The organism is Endozoicomonas sp. ALB091 (genome assembly GCF_049310265.1).
Lineage (GTDB): Bacteria > Pseudomonadota > Gammaproteobacteria > Pseudomonadales > Endozoicomonadaceae > Endozoicomonas.
This window is the reverse complement of sequence record NZ_JBLYNQ010000001.1, coordinates 340,475-356,081: the sequence shown is the minus strand read 5'-3', so window position 1 is coordinate 356,081 and position 15,607 is coordinate 340,475. Positions and strand designations below refer to the sequence as shown.

23 protein-coding genes are annotated in these 15,607 nt (G+C 54.0%); 20 read left to right on the top strand and 3 right to left on the bottom strand.

Annotation, left to right across the window (positions count from 1 at the left end):
* Positions 1 to 14 precede the first annotated feature (14 nt).
* The 3 genes from ACO6UX_RS01565 to ACO6UX_RS01555 all read right to left on the bottom strand — a co-directional run bounded on the left by ACO6UX_RS01565 (position 15) and on the right by ACO6UX_RS01555 (position 931).
* Complete coding sequence (locus ACO6UX_RS01565) at positions 15 to 272, bottom strand: hypothetical protein (protein WP_422444229.1); 258 nt, start codon at positions 270 to 272, stop codon at positions 15 to 17.
* 19 nt (positions 273 to 291) lie between these two features.
* On the bottom strand, positions 292 to 645 hold the full coding sequence (locus ACO6UX_RS01560; protein WP_422444227.1) for a hypothetical protein: 354 nt from the start codon (positions 643 to 645) through the stop codon (positions 292 to 294).
* 103 nt (positions 646 to 748) lie between these two features.
* The gene (locus ACO6UX_RS01555) at positions 749 to 931 is read right to left on the bottom strand and encodes a hypothetical protein (protein WP_422444225.1); all 183 of its coding nucleotides are present in this window, start codon (positions 929 to 931) and stop codon (positions 749 to 751) included.
* Between the two features lie 1,393 nt (positions 932 to 2,324).
* On the opposite strand from ACO6UX_RS01555, the gene ACO6UX_RS01550 reads away from it, so the two are divergent.
* The 20 genes from ACO6UX_RS01550 to ACO6UX_RS01455 all read left to right on the top strand — a co-directional run bounded on the left by ACO6UX_RS01550 (position 2,325) and on the right by ACO6UX_RS01455 (position 15,606).
* Positions 2,325 to 2,645: a hypothetical protein gene (locus ACO6UX_RS01550; protein WP_422444223.1), complete on the top strand. Its 321-nt coding sequence runs from the start codon at positions 2,325 to 2,327 to the stop codon at positions 2,643 to 2,645.
* Between the two features lie 2 nt (positions 2,646 to 2,647).
* On the top strand, positions 2,648 to 3,112 hold the full coding sequence (locus ACO6UX_RS01545) for a hypothetical protein (protein WP_422444221.1): 465 nt from the start codon (positions 2,648 to 2,650) through the stop codon (positions 3,110 to 3,112).
* Complete coding sequence (locus ACO6UX_RS01540) at positions 3,109 to 3,507, top strand: hypothetical protein (RefSeq protein WP_422444219.1); 399 nt, start codon at positions 3,109 to 3,111, stop codon at positions 3,505 to 3,507. The genes ACO6UX_RS01545 and ACO6UX_RS01540 overlap by 4 nt, the downstream gene beginning before the upstream one ends.
* Positions 3,507 to 4,202, top strand: coding sequence for a lipase family protein (locus ACO6UX_RS01535; RefSeq protein ID WP_422444217.1), 696 nt, complete (start codon positions 3,507 to 3,509; stop codon positions 4,200 to 4,202). Before ACO6UX_RS01540 ends, ACO6UX_RS01535 begins: the two co-directional genes overlap by 1 nt.
* Positions 4,199 to 4,657, top strand: coding sequence for a terminase small subunit (locus tag ACO6UX_RS01530; RefSeq protein ID WP_422444215.1), 459 nt, complete (start codon positions 4,199 to 4,201; stop codon positions 4,655 to 4,657). Before ACO6UX_RS01535 ends, ACO6UX_RS01530 begins: the two co-directional genes overlap by 4 nt.
* Positions 4,657 to 6,105 carry a hypothetical protein gene (locus ACO6UX_RS01525; protein WP_422444213.1) on the top strand — a complete coding sequence of 483 codons (1,449 nt, stop codon included), beginning with the start codon at positions 4,657 to 4,659 and terminating at the stop codon, positions 6,103 to 6,105. Before ACO6UX_RS01530 ends, ACO6UX_RS01525 begins: the two co-directional genes overlap by 1 nt.
* Positions 6,106 to 6,166: 61 nt before the next feature.
* Positions 6,167 to 7,177, top strand: coding sequence for a phosphoadenosine phosphosulfate reductase family protein (locus tag ACO6UX_RS01520; RefSeq protein ID WP_422444211.1), 1,011 nt, complete (start codon positions 6,167 to 6,169; stop codon positions 7,175 to 7,177).
* Positions 7,178 to 7,186: 9 nt separating this feature from the next.
* Positions 7,187 to 9,259 (top strand): portal protein, encoded by a 2,073-nt coding sequence (locus ACO6UX_RS01515; protein ID WP_422444209.1) that lies wholly within the window; start codon positions 7,187 to 7,189, stop codon positions 9,257 to 9,259.
* Positions 9,260 to 9,502 (top strand): hypothetical protein, encoded by a 243-nt coding sequence (locus ACO6UX_RS01510; protein ID WP_422444207.1) that lies wholly within the window; start codon positions 9,260 to 9,262, stop codon positions 9,500 to 9,502.
* Between the two features lie 60 nt (positions 9,503 to 9,562).
* Positions 9,563 to 9,838 carry a hypothetical protein gene (locus tag ACO6UX_RS01505; protein ID WP_422444205.1) on the top strand — a complete coding sequence of 92 codons (276 nt, stop codon included), beginning with the start codon at positions 9,563 to 9,565 and terminating at the stop codon, positions 9,836 to 9,838.
* Positions 9,835 to 10,032: a hypothetical protein gene (locus ACO6UX_RS01500; protein ID WP_422444203.1), complete on the top strand. Its 198-nt coding sequence runs from the start codon at positions 9,835 to 9,837 to the stop codon at positions 10,030 to 10,032. Before ACO6UX_RS01505 ends, ACO6UX_RS01500 begins: the two co-directional genes overlap by 4 nt.
* A 17-nt stretch (positions 10,033 to 10,049) precedes the next feature.
* Positions 10,050 to 10,352: a hypothetical protein gene (locus ACO6UX_RS01495; RefSeq protein ID WP_422444201.1), complete on the top strand. Its 303-nt coding sequence runs from the start codon at positions 10,050 to 10,052 to the stop codon at positions 10,350 to 10,352.
* Positions 10,352 to 10,753: a DUF7694 domain-containing protein gene (locus ACO6UX_RS01490; protein WP_422444199.1), complete on the top strand. Its 402-nt coding sequence runs from the start codon at positions 10,352 to 10,354 to the stop codon at positions 10,751 to 10,753. The genes ACO6UX_RS01495 and ACO6UX_RS01490 overlap by 1 nt, the downstream gene beginning before the upstream one ends.
* Entirely contained in the window at positions 10,753 to 11,163 is a 411-nt protein-coding gene (locus ACO6UX_RS01485; protein WP_422444197.1) for a hypothetical protein, read from the top strand. The genes ACO6UX_RS01490 and ACO6UX_RS01485 overlap by 1 nt, the downstream gene beginning before the upstream one ends.
* Before the next feature lie 114 nt (positions 11,164 to 11,277).
* The gene (locus tag ACO6UX_RS01480) at positions 11,278 to 12,336 is read left to right on the top strand and encodes a hypothetical protein (RefSeq protein ID WP_422444195.1); all 1,059 of its coding nucleotides are present in this window, start codon (positions 11,278 to 11,280) and stop codon (positions 12,334 to 12,336) included.
* 50 nt (positions 12,337 to 12,386) lie between these two features.
* Positions 12,387 to 13,367: a N4-gp56 family major capsid protein gene (locus ACO6UX_RS01475; protein WP_422444193.1), complete on the top strand. Its 981-nt coding sequence runs from the start codon at positions 12,387 to 12,389 to the stop codon at positions 13,365 to 13,367.
* Between the two features lie 102 nt (positions 13,368 to 13,469).
* Entirely contained in the window at positions 13,470 to 13,973 is a 504-nt protein-coding gene (locus tag ACO6UX_RS01470) for a hypothetical protein (protein ID WP_422444191.1), read from the top strand.
* Entirely contained in the window at positions 13,973 to 14,602 is a 630-nt protein-coding gene (locus ACO6UX_RS01465) for a DUF6682 family protein (RefSeq protein WP_422444736.1), read from the top strand. The genes ACO6UX_RS01470 and ACO6UX_RS01465 overlap by 1 nt, the downstream gene beginning before the upstream one ends.
* Positions 14,603 to 15,256, top strand: coding sequence for a hypothetical protein (locus tag ACO6UX_RS01460; RefSeq protein WP_422444189.1), 654 nt, complete (start codon positions 14,603 to 14,605; stop codon positions 15,254 to 15,256).
* An 11-nt stretch (positions 15,257 to 15,267) separates the two neighbouring features.
* Complete coding sequence (locus ACO6UX_RS01455; RefSeq protein ID WP_422444187.1) at positions 15,268 to 15,606, top strand: hypothetical protein; 339 nt, start codon at positions 15,268 to 15,270, stop codon at positions 15,604 to 15,606.
* Position 15,607 lies beyond the last annotated feature (1 nt).

Below are 15,607 nucleotides of genomic sequence, written 5' to 3'. Positions count from 1 at the left end.
TTTGCATTATGTCATCAAAGAATTAAAGCTATGACGTCAGTTCCTCCACCGCCATATCCCATTGTATTGTTAGAATGCAATTCGATAGCATTCACGCCGTTTTTTACAAAACACCATCCGACTTTTAGTCTTAAATCGCAATCAGTGTCACATTCAAGAGCTTCTTGCAACTCTGCTATGTTTTTTTCTGTGACATCTAGACTGAAATCGTAATCCCGACCAAATCGTTCGTTTGCTATTAATCTAATTTCGTAATCTGCGTAAATTTTCATTTAAAAACCCTCTCGAGATTCATTTCTGAATCTGTATTTCTGGCAAAAACTGAGCGTATGAGAAAAATTTCATTATCCAATCTACAGCGACACTATCCCAGCCTGCATTTTCTAACAGCCAGCAATAGTTCTCGTCATAAAAATCAGTGTCAACTATGTTATTTTTTCCTAGTATTTCTCCCGCTAATTTGAGCATCGGAATGGAGTTTTCGGCCCATTCCAATAGCATAATTAGCTCGCTGTTTTGTATACGCTGACCGTCTGTAGTTGCATACGAACAATTTTTAACCAAATCTGGCAGATCGGAAAACAGTACGCCCGTGCTTAGTGGCGTATCCGCGATGCGCGTCGCCGGTTTGAATTTTTGTTTCATGATTTGAACTCTTGTACGTTGCTGAAAATCGAGATTTTAAACTGAAATTGTGCGACGTGCAGCAAAATAGGCTGCGATCATAGCAGCCGTTGATTTCCCTCTGTCACTTTTTACCCTGTATAGACAATACTAACTCCAGCTCTGTCTGTACTCTCTCATACTCGGCTCTGTAACTGTCATCCGGGAACCCTTCCCAGTCGTCAGGCTTATACTCTGCTAACAATGCTTGACAGTCAGCTAATAGTCGCTGCATTTGTCTAAGTAGCTCTAAGTCTGGATTAGTCATTGCTAGATTCCTCTCTCCAAAATATTACTAACAAAGTGCTATCTTTCTTCAGTCTCTGACTGATGCTGAACTGATAGTGAAGAGTATCGAATTGCGTTTGTGTCAGATCAGCGCAATCTATGATGATTGATAGTTCTGTGTAGTCAGTAGCGTCTTTAGAGTACGCTGGGTAATCTAGCGCAACGTCAACTACTGTCTGTCTCGATTGAACTCTCAGTATGTGAGTTGTGTATGTTTGTAGTTTCATAAATATCTCTGTGTTTAGTGATCTAAATAGCTCCTTTGCTTGTCCTGTCCATCTTGCATACAAACAAAATCCGTTTTCTATGCGCTATTAGATCTGTGCGCAGTCTCATATCAATCTGAGTTGCAATTCATCAGCAAAACGTATCATGTGCTCAGATGTGATATCGTCGAAATCTCGCGCAAATTTGATATTTCTACGACAGCTGATTGCTATATCAGTCAATATATTTATATCAAATGAATCTGTAGATCGTATGCAGAGCTGATAATGAATCGCATCAAGCAAAAGTGAATTATCTATATATACGTATTCGCTGTCGCACAAACGTTTATCTGTTACGTATGTTTTGAACGATTGACTCAAATTCAGAAGCGCACTGTCACTCAATGAAAACATATAACGATGAAACTCGATAAAAGCGGTTCGCTGTCCTCTTAACGACAATTCTCTTTGAACGTCAAGCGGAAGTTGATTATTTTCTGTTCGTTCGCAACTGTTTTTGATTTCGTCTGCATCTCGTGCAGCGTATTTTGACGTAACGTTAGCTATATCTGTTATACGTGCGCATTGAGTTATATTTTTCAATCTATTAATTACATTATTTGAGATCATGCTATTCACTATTGTCTGTATGTGTATCTGTCGCGAGCTCAAATTATAAAATATAAAACAGACTCGCGGCTTCGGGTCAGTACATAATTATTTATGCACTGACTATATAGACAATTAATTTCGTTAGTAGTTCACAATATGAACTAACAACAAATGGCTGGGTAAATTGTCGGGCCGGATCTGATACGATCCTGCACACACAGACGAAGCAAGGGAATCAGCGGAACGTGGGAACCAGGTTGGATGGCATCGGGCGAGCCTGGGAGCATGATCGAAAGGGGGGGAGGTGCCCGCACGGCTGGACATGGTGCCATGGCGGGGGGGTTGAATGCGTTGGGGGCATCACACACACAATAGGCAGATCCAACAATCCAAAAAAAAATTAAGCGTGTGATTTTTGAAACCGTGATTAGGCGATGGTATAAATACATCAGGTTGGGATTAGTCTGATCCTGATCTGCGTCCATTTACACATCTCTGTGTACTCATTAGCCGCTTCTCAAATCGAGAGGCGGTTTTTTTTGGAATTTAATTATGCAAGTGGACTACAAATCTGAGATTTCGCTCGGTCAGATTCTGTATTTCATTGGCATTATCGGCAGCGGGGTTGCGTTGTACTACGGGCTGGTGAATCGAGCCAATGAAAACCAGCAGGGTATTGTGCATAACCGTAGCCAGATCATTCAAAACCAGAAATCCATTTCGGAGTTAAAAGACTTGAATCGGGAAACCGGCAAGGAATTAACCCGGCAACTGGAAAAGGTTGAAGTTCGGTTACAGGGCAACCTGAACAAAATGGAAACTGACCTGGACTGGTTGGTAAAACAAAAGATCAACGAAAAAAAAACGGACTGAGTATGAAACCGGATGAACTGAAACAGTGGGTGATTAAACCTACGCTGTTGCATCTGGGTATGCACTCAGAGTCTGCGGTCAATTTGTTGTTGGGCACCGTGGCCCATGAATCAAAAATGGGGGCGTTTTTGAAGCAAGTGGGTGGTCCTGCCCTGGGTATCTACCAGATTGAGCCCGCTACGCTGGAAGACGTTTACAAGAATTACCTCTCCTATCGCCCCTCTTTGCTAAAAGACATTGAGGCGCTGCGGGCAGAGGGTATGACCCGTGATCAATCGTTGATCAACAATCTTGCCTACGCTACCGCCATTGCCCGTCTGGTGTACCGCAGGGTACCGGAGCCGTTACCGGCCCATGATGACATTGCCGGTCTCGCGGCTTACTGGAAGAAGCATTACAACACCTACCTGGGCAAAGGCAACCGTCAGCAGTTTATGGATGCCTTTCCTGCTGAGGTGTTGCAGTGATCCCGTTGGTCTCAGCGGGGGTTGGTCTGTTGACCCAGTGGCTTAAGGGTCGTTCTGACCTGAAGAAGCTGGAACAGGAACAGAAGGCATCGGAAGTACGACAACGTACTGCCCTTATCCAGAGTCAGACCAATCATAACCATGCGTGGGAGTTGGCGGCCTTGTCGGCGGACCGGCTCAGCTCGCTGCGGCTCGCATCGTTCTGGCTCTATACCGGGCTGTTGCTGCTGGCGATCGTCGCTCCTGATTATGCGGCTACGGTCTGGTTTGCGCTGGACCGGGTGCCTGACTGGATTATCGGCGTGCAGATGACCATGGTGGGGTATATCTGGGCGGCGAAACCCATTGCCAACCTCGGGGCTGGCATCGTGCAGAAGGCAAAAGGACAACAATAATGCTCAACCTTCGTGAATACGCGCAACTGTCGCTGCTGGTGTACAACCACAATGCGGCTATCTGCATCGACCAGGCGTTCCCCGGTGTGTTTGATGATGTACTGGAGTACGAGGTGGGCCACCTGAAAGCGGTGTGCTGTGTGGATGCCAGGAACCAGCAGGGGTATGTGGTGTTCAAGGGGTTTGAGTGGTATCCGGGCAGTCTGTTCAAGATGCTGTCGTTCAAGCCGGGGCAAAAGCAGATTCACCCTGCCCTGCTGAAAGATTTTGAGATGATTTATGAGCACCTGAGCGAAGCCCTGTATTCCATGCGGGAGGAATGCACCGAGATTCATGCCTGCGGCCACAGTTGGGGTGGGGCGCTGGCGGCGGTGCTGGCCACCACGGAGACCCTGGGGTCGGTGACCACCTTTGGTCAACCCCGTATCGGGTCGTCGGATAACGTGTGGCGCTCCATGCGTTGTCACACTTATACCCGTGTGGTCAATGCCGGTGATCTGCTGTGTGAGGTACCGTTCGGGTTTGGCTACGGCCATCACGGCGCAGAGATTTTGATGAGCAGCAATCCTGACCACAGCTTTGAGAACGCCAACGTGATCCGGCGGTGGGTCGAGCACGGTATTGCCCTGCTTAAAGCCAGTTTTGCTCAGTACCACCGGATGAGTCGGTATCTGGAGCGGATGAAATCGCTATGAGCGAAATCGACAAGGAAGTGGAGGCGGCACTCAAGCCGTTGACTGACAGGGAACGTCAGTTTTGCATTGAGTACGCCGCCATGCCCAATCCCCACCATGCCGCGTTGCAGGCGGGGTACAGTGACAAGAGTGCCCGCTCCCAGGGTCACCAGTTGCTGAAAAAGCCCAAGATACGCTCGGCGGTGAACCTGTGCCGGGAGCGCAATGAGCTGAAAGCGGGTATCTCCCAGGAAGATACGTTGCGCAAGCTGCGCACCATCATCGACCGCTGTATGCAGACGGAACCGGTGCTGGATTTTCAGGGCAACCCCACCGGGGAATACCGCTTTGATGCCAAGAACGCCCTTCAGGCCATTGATATTGCCAATAAGATGGGCGGGCATTACGCGCCGAAGAAGCTGGATGTGGATTCCACCATTAACTTTATCCAGATTTTCGGGGATGAGGACGACTGATGCCCCGTGATATTCGCTACCGGGCAGAGAAGACCGCCCGGCAATTTCACAAGGATGAGTCGTTTGTCCGTGGGTTGATGGGGCCGATTGGCTCCGGCAAGTCGGTGTGCTGCACCGAAGAGATCAAACGGATCAGTTTCCAGGTGCAGGAACCGGACGATACCAACACCCGCCGGTCCCGCTGGGCGATTATCCGAAATACCTACCCGGAGCTGAAAAGCACCACTATACGTACATTTCAGGACTGGTTCCCCGAGAATGTCTGTAGCTTTAAGCTCGATGTGCCTATCACCGCCAAGGTGAAGACGCAGCTACCGGACGGGACCAAGGCGGAGATGGAAGTCCTGTTTTTAGCGTTGGATAAGCCTGCTGATGTTAAGAAGCTACTCTCCCTCGAACTTACGGGGGTATGGATTAATGAAGCCCGTGAAGTCCCGAAAAGCATTGTGGATGCTGCTACCGGTCGTGTTGGCCGCTATCCGTCCAAGCGTGACGGAGGCCCAACCTGGACAGGGATCATTATGGATACCAACCCACCGGACGATGATCACTGGTGGTATCGACTCGCGGAAGAAGAAACGCCGGAGAACTGGGCGTTCTTCCAGCAGCCACCGGGGCTGATCGAGAAGGACGGGAAGTACATCGACAACCCGGAAGCGGAGAACATCAACAATCTGGCCAATGGCCACGGCTATTACCGGAACCAGGTGGGCGGCAAGACCAAGGAGTGGATCAAGGTCTACATTCAGGGCCAGTACGGCACGGTGCAGGACGGGAAGCCGGTCTACCCCGAGTACAAGGACGAGTTGCACTATCCCGGTAAACCGATCCGGGGCAATGCGGCTTACCCGTTGATTCTCGGGTGGGACTTCGGGCTGACACCGGCCTGTGTCATCTGTCAGGTGACGCCTCGGGGGCGCTTTGTTGCCCTGGCGGAACTGGTGGCGGAACGGATGGGCCTGCAACAGTTTATTGATCTGGTGGTGAAGCCCTATCTGGCGGTGCGCTACAAGAATTATCGCATTGGCCTGTCGGTGGGCGACCCCGCCGGGAACAGTTCCGCCGATACTGATGAACGCTCCTGTATGGATATTCTCAATGACCGGGGGATTCCTACTCAGGCGGCCCCCAGTAATGCGCCGGTGCAACGGCTTGGGGCGGTGCGGGAGTTTCTGACCCAACTGATCGACGGGGAGCCTGCCTTTTTGCTGTCACCGGACTGTCGGGTGCTGCGTAAGGGCTTTAACGGTGGTTACAAGTACGAACGGCTTCAGGTCAGTGGCGATGAACGCTATCGGGATGCGCCCGCCAAGAACCGCTTCAGTCACCCCCACGATGCCCTGCAATACGCCTGTATGGGGGCCAAGTTAAGCCTTGAGGATTATCAGGCCAATGTGGCCGAGGCGAATCACGTACCCTACCAGCCTGCATCGGTCGCAGGGTATTAAACAGTACATTTCTACCAACCGCCTCACGGCGGTTTTTTTTTGGCCTGAACAAAGGGTTTTCATGGAAGATACTCAGCATATTCTGAGCCTGTCCGGTGGCAAGGACTCCACCGCTCTGGCGTTGCTTGGCCGGGAAGAACTGGAAGCCAATGAAATTGCCAACCTGATGTTGGTCTTTGCGGATACCGGCAATGAGCATCAGGATACCTATGACTATGTGGACTACCTGCAAAATAAGGTGTTCAAGTCCGTGCCCTTTAAAACGGTCAAGGCGGATTTCAGTGTTCAGATGGGCAAAAAAAGAGCCTTTATCCAGGAGCACTGGAAGGAGGATCTGGTGGCGGCGGGGCTGTCTGAAGCTGAAGCAGAGGACCGGGTTGCCAAAGCCTTAAACATCTTGCGGCCAACCGGCAATCCGTTTCTGGATTTGTGTCTGTGGAAAGGGCGGTTTCCTTCTACCCGTCGCCGGTTTTGTTCTGAGGAACTGAAGCATAAGCCCATTGATAAACAGGTCATTGAGCCCGCCCTGGAAGAATACGACGATGTGTTCAGTTGGCAGGGGGTTCGTGCCGATGAGTCGCCCAGTCGTGCCAAGCTGGCGGAGTTTGAGGAGCACCCGACCCGTTGGGGGCTGACCACTTTTCGTCCGATTCTCTCCTGGAATGTGGACCGGGTGTTTGATATGCACCGCAAGCACGGGGTCAAGCCAAATCCGCTGTATAAGCAGGGGATGAAACGGGTAGGGTGTATGCCCTGTATCCATTGCGGGAAAAAGGAGATGCGGGAGATCGCCCGCCGTTTTCCCGAGGAAGTGAAGCGGATCAGTGAGTGGGAGGCGATGGTGTCCGATGCCGCCAAACGGGGAGTCTCCACGTTCATGGATGCCAGGGTGACGGCCAAACTGTTGAACACCGGCACCAGCGTTGATGAGATTCACCATACGACCCACGGCATTCATGCCTATGTGGACTGGGCCAAGACCAGTCATGGCGGCAAGCAGATTGATTTGATTGCCGTGGCCGAGCAGGACGATATACCACTGTGCAGCAGCCTTTACGGCTTGTGCGAATAAGGACAATTCATGGACAAACGGGAAGCCTACAGCGAGTCGCTGAAAGCGAAGCTGTCAGCTATGGGGACGTTTCTGCGTGCCCAGTTTGACGATGTGAGCCGGAAGCGGTCGGCCACTGAGGATCGCTTTCTGAAGGATTTGCGCCAGTACCGGGGGATTTATGACCCGGAGGTGGAGAAGAAGCTCAGTAAGAACCGTTCCCGTCTGTTCAGTCGCATTACCCGCACCAAGGTGAAAGCCTTTGATGCCCGCATGACGGAGATGTTGTTCCCGGCCAACAATGACAAGAACTGGGAGATTTCCCCGACACCACGGCCCAATGTGGCTGAAACCCCCCTGTTTCAGCAGATGAAGCAGGCGGCCTTGAGTCAGAAGCTGATGGCCATGGTGGAGCAGGTGGCGCAACAGCAGCAGATCGACCCGGAGCAGGCGCAAAGGCTGCTGGCCGAGCAGATGCAACAGGGCATGATCCCCCCGCCACAACTGGCGCGGGAGGAGCAGGTCAAGCTGGCCGAGGTGGCCGCTGATCAGTCCTGTGCCAATATGCGTTCGGTTATTGCCGATCAGTTGGCCGAGATCAAGTACCGCAAGCTGTGTAGCCGGGTGATTCATTCCGGCAATCTGTTTGGTACGGGCATTCTCAAGGGGCCGCTGGTGCAGTTGCATTCGGACCAGCAGTGGCAGATGGCCGAGGGCGGTGAAGGTTGGGAACTGGGTTCCGCCAATTCGCTGTTGCCCTATCTGGAGTTTGTGCCGGTGTGGGATTTTTACCCGGACCCGGACGCCCGTTCGCTGCCTGAGTGCGAGTTTATGTACCAGCGCCACGTCAAGACACGGGATAAGGTGGTGGAGCTGGCCCATCTGCCGGAGTTTGATAAAGAGACCATTGTTCAGTATCTACAGGATGTCCGGGGCGGGGATTGCGAGGTGCGGGACTGGGAGAATCTGATCGACGGGACCAATGAGCACAACGATACCCATGACCGCCGCCCCCATAACCGCTATGAGGTGCTGGAGTTCTGGGGTGCCCTGAATGGCTCGCAGATGGCCGAGCTTGGGCTGGACGTGGACGATGTTGATCCGGGGGATACCCGTTGGGTCAATCTGTGGGTGTTGGGTGAGTTTATTATCAAGGCCACGGTGACGCCCATTGATGGGATGGACCATATTTACCACTGCTATTACTTCGACAAGGACGAGACCAGTTTCTGGGCGGAGGGGCTGGCGGCCCTGATGCGGGATGACCAGAGCGGGGTCAATGCCTCCATTCGGGCGATGATGGATAACGCCGCCCGTACCGTGGGACCAATGTGGGAGGTCAATGTTGATCTGTTGCCCCCCGGTGAACGGACTCGGGATATTTACCCTGACCGGATGATTTTCCGCCGGGGTGCGCCCCAGTCCCCGGCTTTGCGGGCGATTCAGACGGAATCGCGGATCAAGGAGTTTATGGCGATCCGGGATACCTTTGAGAACAATATCCATGAGAATACCGTGCCCAGTTATATGCACGGCAACCAGGACGGCGGGGTTGGCCGTACTGTGGGTGGCCTGTCGATGTTGATGGGCGCGGCCAATGTCAATATCAAGGAGCAGATCGGCCATTTTGACGAGGGGATCACTAAGACGGTGATTGCCGGGTTCTACCACTGGAATATGCTGTTTAACCCGGACCCAATGGTGAAGGGGGATTACTCCGTGGTGGCCCGTGGCTCGACTTCCCTGGTGGCCAAGGAGTTGCGGGCGCAGCAACTGGATCAACTGCTGCCGGTGATTTCGGCACCGCAGTTTCTGCCCTTTATCAACAGCCGGGTGCTGTTGGGGGAGATTTTCAAGGCCCGTGACCTGGACGATACGGAGATTCTGCTGGACGAGCAGCAGGTCAATGACCGCTCGGTGTTGCAGCAGCAGATCAGTGAGTTGGGCGAGCAACTGGCCTGGTACAAGGCGTATATGCAGAACCTGCACAAGACCGCCCCTTCCCTTGCCCGTGAGCTGACCGATTCGGTGAAGCCGGGGGATGTGCAGAATTTCCTGCAAGGCGGGATGGGGCAACCGATGGTCAATAAACCGGGTACTTAAATGGACGATTTGGACAACAACATTCTGGAACTGGTGGCAGAACTGCAAAAGCATCAGCAGGATTTTCTTTACAGCCGGTTTATGCTGCTGTTCAAGCTGCTCTATGAGCGCAGCAAGGAAGGCTGCCTGATGAACGACGGTAACCAGATGTACCGCCAGCAGGGGTCGGCACTGGCCATGCGGGAGTTGATGGAGTCGTTGAATCAGCCAGCCTTGCCTGACCACGAATATGACCACGAATAAGGGGGTATTGTCAGGGACGCTCAATTTTGAGATATTCAGAAAAAGAAGGACCATCCTATTATGGGTTACTCACCTACGCCTTCCGCTTCTGACCCGGCAACTTCCCCCTGTTTTATCTGCGGTACCTGCGTCAATCAGCTCTCCCTGAAAGTTCAGCCTTTGACCATGGCTCAGTTCCACCGCTGTGGTGCCTGCCATGAGGTGGCCACCGTCAGTTACTGGCTCAATGACCCGGAGCAACTGGTGTCGTTCAAACGCTGGCTGGAATTTCACGATACGGATAGCAGTAATACCACGTATTCGACGCCACGCTTTTCCCCGGTGGTGCGGCCATGAGCCCGGTGTATCCGAATCAATTCTTTGGCTGGATGCCCGCCACAAAGGTGTTCTGGATAAATCTCGGTGATATGGAAACCGTGTACGAATACAAGGGTCGGCGGCGGGTCAATCTAAAACGGAACGCAACGTGCCGGGCAGCGGTGGATGCCAATGAGATTATTTACCGGCTTGTTCACAATATAAAACAATAACCACGGAGCCTTGTGCCATGGACGATAAAGACAACACGATTCACGTCAAACTCACCATGAAGGTCAGCCAATTTGAAGATGAGGCAGGCACTGAGGGTGTTGAGTACAAGATGCTGTGCAAGGTGGGTGATGCACCGGAGAACCCCCTGTTTGAGGTGATAGCCGATGCCTCCATGTACCAATACAACGAGTTGTTTCGCGAACACCTGGGAAATCTGGCGCAGTCACTGGTGGAACAGAATATGGCCGACGGCATTGAAAAAGTTGAGAAACAGCAGGCCGCCGAAGAACGGGTACGGCTGGAATTGGAGTTGCACTGATGGGGGCGCTTAAGAACCTGACCCGCCAGCAACGCAAGCGGCTGGAAACCGAGAACCGCAAGCGGCCTGTGACGCTGCAACCGGTGGCCAGGGATCAGTGGCCAGGGTCACGCCCGGACAATCTGATTGAGGTGTGGCAGTCCCGTGATTATCTGGTGCAGGTGTATCAGGAACAGAAACACCTGCGGTTGAGCGTTTGCCGGACCACCGTGGACCCCAACCATCAACGCTGGAATGACGGGGTGAGTTGGGATGATCTTCAGAGCCTTAAGCGTCAATGCGGTCTGGGTGGTTATTGGGCTGTTGAGGTGTACCCGGACGATACGCATATCGTTAATGTGGCCAATATGCGACACTTGTGGCTGCTGGAAACGGCACCCGAGTTCGCATGGAGAAAATAATGATAACCGACGACTTAGAGTACTTTTTAGCCAAGCCAGACGAAAGCCATGTTGAGGCTTTTGTCAGGCGGGCTTCTTGTCAGCAGTTTATTGAAACTATAACGGCTATTCGGGCAAGAAGTCGTCTTCACCTTTCCATAGAGGAACCGTGTGATAGACTTTGTATCTCCGTTATTACCCCGTTCACTACAGAGCACGAAGGTTTGTGTGAGCCAATTACGTTCAATATGAAAGAGGCGGTCGATAACTGGATTGAGTGCAATACTGATGTTTATATGCACCTGCCTGATAGTGATGGTTATAAAGATGGGATGGAAATAGTGGAGAAGCTGGAAAACCTGGCAGAGATGCTAAGAAGTAAATTAGACGATGCCAAAGCAAAATCAGCCGAATATTGGAAGAATAAATAACCATTTTCGTGGCCCCACGAAAAAGCTAAGGGATTAGCCGTTGGCCTAAAGGACGGGCCACCCACCAAAAACCCCGGCAATGATACCCGAAAGGGCCATGACCGGGGTTTTTTTATGGCCATGGAAGGCCAGTATGCCAGAAATGCAGGAGCAATTTCTGGTGAATGTCCACCCAACAGCAGTACCCACGGATACGCACCCAGTGCGCCCACAGGAGACACCATGAGCGACGCTCCCAAGGAAGAGAACGGTAACCAGGATGATTTTGACGCAGCTTATGAGGAATTTATCGACGCTGATGAGTCGGTTGACGACGGCCTTGATAACACCGATGAAGCGGCTGAAGACACCCAGGAGCCCGAAGACAACGACACCCCCGACGACACCACCCCGGAACCGGACAGTGGATCAGAAGGCGGTGCGACTGAGGCAGAAGGTGAAGCAGGCGAGGAAGCGCAAGCAGACTCAGACGACCAGCCCGAGCCGGAAGAGGAAGACCTTGAAAAACTCAAACAGAAGCTGAAGTCCGCCGAGGGCCGGTTAAGCAAGTTTGAGGAATCCGTGGCTGAAATGCGGGAACGGCTGGAAAAGTCTCAACCCCAACCCGAGCCAGAGAAGAACCAGCAGGCCGAGGATGTTAATTCCCAGGACAACGACAGTGAGTTCGTACCTCCCGGTATGGATAAGGACGACTGGCTGGACTTGCAGGAGGATTACCCCGATACCGCCAAGCTGCTCAGGGAGAAGTTGACCCAGGAGCAGGCAGCAGACCGGCAGATCAAGGAACAGCAGGCGAAAGAAGCCGACGAGCTAAAAGCCCGTGAGGCGTTCCGTCAGCATATCCTGAACGATCACCCGGATTATGACACCGAAATCTTGCCCAGGATGGACGATGTGAAGGCATTTATTGCTGAACAGTCCGGGGCCGTGAAGACGGTGTACCAACGCATTTTTGACGCCGGTACGGCGGCAGAAGTGAGTTCCCTTGTAACGGACTATAAGGCGGCCAGAAGCCAGTCCAAAGCGACCAACGCCACTTCCAAAGAACGCATTAACAGCGCCCTGGCAGTGCCTGGCAAGGGGGGGAGCAGTCCCAACCTGAGCAAAGGCAAGCTGGATATGGACGATTACGATGCGGCCTATGAGGAAGCCCTGAACGCGGATCTGGATTGATCAGCAGGGCAGTGGTGGACGGTCATAACTGTTAAAGAAGGTAGGAAACCATGACCACGACTTACGGTGATATTTCACCCCGTACTGCTGCCTATGCAGCCACCAAACTGGAGAAGCGGGCGATCCCGTACCTGTGCCTGGAGAAGTTCGGCCAGTCCAGACCACTGCCCAAGAACCACTCCCAGACGATTATCTTTCGTCGCTATGAGCGGTTCCCGATCACCCCGACCCCGTTGACCGAAGGCGTGACACCGAACGCCCGTCAGCTCACCACCACCGATATGCCCGCCACGCTGGTGCAGTACGGTGACCGGGTGCAGATCACCGATGTGATCCGTGACACCCACGAAGACCCGGTGCTGATGGAAGCCCTGGACGTGCTCGGGGAGCAGGCGGCCCAGATGATCGAGACCGTGCGGTTCAACATCATCAAGGGCGGCACCAATGTGTTCTTTGCCAACGGGGCTGCTCGTTCGGCGGTGAATACCCCCCTGACCCGTGCGCTTCAGCGCAAGATCGTCCGTGCCCTGAAGCGTCAGGATGCCCGGAAGATGACCAAGGTGCTGCGTTCTACCCCCAACTGGGGCACTGAGAACGTCAACGCCGCCTACGTGGGGCTGTGCCACCCGGATTGCGAGGGTGACATCCGTAACCTGGACGGGTTTGTGCCGGTGGAGGATTACGGCCAGATGAGCCCGTTCGAGGGTGAGATCGGCAAGTGCGAGGATGTGCGCTATGTGGTCTCCACCATCTTCGAGAAGTGGGAAGATGCGGGCGCTACGGCGGGTTCCATGCTCTCCACCGGGGGCAGCAATGCCGACGTGTACCCGATCCTGTTCATTGCCCGCGATGCTTACGGCATTGTGCCGCTCAAGGGCAAGCGTGGGATCACGCCGATGGTGGTCAATCCCAAGCCGTCCGACTCCGACCCACTGGGTCAGCGGGGCCATGCGAGCTGGAAGTGCTACCAGACCGCTCGCATTCTCAACGATGCGTGGATGGTGCGTGCCGAGGTGGCGGTGACCGATTAATCGGTGTTCGTTACCCGTTACCCGTTGCCCGTTACCCGTAAAAGCGGAAGCAAACGTCGTTTACGGGCAACGGGTAACGGTTTTATTGAAAAGGATTTTTTGATGAGCAGACCCTTGACCAAGGCCGGTTTGGCCAAATCGAACCATGAGACCCTGGACACCCTGGCGCTGGAAAAATTTGCCACGCCTTTGCCCGAAGGGCTGACCAAGGATGAGAAGGTGGAGATGCTGCTCCAGATGCAGCAGCAGGCCCAGTCCGATGAACAGGATTTGCCCGCCAATAGTGAGGTGGCACAGGCACCCAAATCATCACCCGAGGATGATGTGAGTGGGCATGTTTACGTGCGTATTGCCAACCAGGAAGGCGTCGGCGGTGACCAGCCGGTGTTTCTTCAGGTGAATGGCTTTTCCGCCCTGATCCACCGGGAGAAGTGGGTGAAGCTGCGTAAGTTCTTTTTACCTTCCCTGAAACACGCCGTGGAGACCCATTTCTTCCAGCGGGAAGATGGCACCATGGAGTCCAAGGAAGTGCGCCGGTTCAATATTGAGGTGCGTTCCCTGGATCAGGGCGTGCCCAACGATGACCAGACCCTGAGTGTGCTGTGATGCTGGTGTCCGAACTGCTGGTTCAGGCCCAGGCGATCCTGAATGATAACAGTGCGGTGACCTATACCGAGCCGCAGTTGCTCAACGGGATTCATCTGGCCTGCAATGTGGTGTCTCTGCACCGACCGGATGCCAGTACCCTGACCGGCGATATAGCGTTGGTGGCCGGTGCTGCCCAGTCACTGCCTGCGGGCGGGTTGCGGGTGGTGGAGGCGCTGGGCAATGTGGCCGGTGACCATACCCGCATTGTTGATAAGCAGGCGCTGGACGCTGCTGATCCTGGCTGGCGCAGTGGGCAGGCGGCTGCCCAGGTGATGGAAGTGGTGGTTGATGAACTGACCCCCGGCACCTTTTGGGTGAACCCGCCCAACGATGGCAACGGTAGCCTGACCCTGATCTATACCAGTACCCCGGCGATGGTCGTCAGCGTGAGTGACCCATTGCCGGTATCGGACAAGTACGCTCAACCGGTGCTGGAGTGGCTGCTGTATCTGATGTTTTCCCGCGATTCCGAGCGCAGCCCCAATAAGGCCAGGGCCACGGAACACTATCAAGCCTTCTTTAACCTGCTGGGCATCAAGACCACCGTCGATGCCGCTTTCAGCCCCAAGATGCAGAGACAAAACTAGATGGCTACCTACCAATCCCTGCTGCCGCAGATTCTGCCGGAGGTGCCCGGCTGCCCGCAGACCATTGTGCTGCAAAAGCTGGCGGATACGGTACGGCACTTCTGCCGGGAAAGCTGGTTCTGGCAGGAGCCGATTGAGCCGGTGACCCTGATCCCCTTTATCCCTTTGGCACCGGACAGCCACCAGTATGAACTGGCCACTGACGGTAATACTGAAGTGCTTGGCGTTATTTACCTGCTCCACAAGGGACGCACGTTGCCCAGTGCCTCGGTCAGCGCCATGGATCACTGTATGCCGGGCTGGCGGGAACAGTCCGCCCCAGACCCACGGGCCTGGCTGCCGGTGGGCAGTAACCGGGTGATGTTCAACCCCCACGCCGATACCCAGCAGGCAAGGGCCGTGACCGGACGGGTGGCGGTGGCTCCGGCGGTGGGGGCGTTGGTATTCGGTGATCCATTACTGACCTATACCGATGGTTTGGTGGCTGGCACCCTGGCACGGCTTCAGCGCATGGCCAAAAGCGAATGGGCAGAGCCGCAGATGTCAGCGACCAACCAGGCCATTTATGCCGAGAGCCTGAGCCTGGCCAGGCTCGAAGCGATGCGCGAACACCACGCCGATGCCCCCGTGGCGCACCCGTTACTCGATATATAGGGATTGAACCGATGACCCGACACGACCTGCCCGACCATGTGCAGGGGGACAGTTTTGCCCTGCCGGTGGCCTTTGCCAGTAATGACGCGCCCAGGGATATGACCGGCTGGAAGGTGTGGTTTACCGTCAAGTATGACCCCATGCAGGCAGACAGCGAGGCGCTGATCCACAAGGTCTTTACCGTCAGCGGCAGTGCCGTGGCGATTGAGCTGACCAGTGCCGAAACCCGCCCGCTCCTGCCGGTGAATTACCACTATGACGTGCAGTTGACCGATGACTCCGGGCAGGCGGTCAGGACGTTGTTACAGGGGCGTTGGCGCATAACCGCCGATGTTACCCATACCGCTTAGG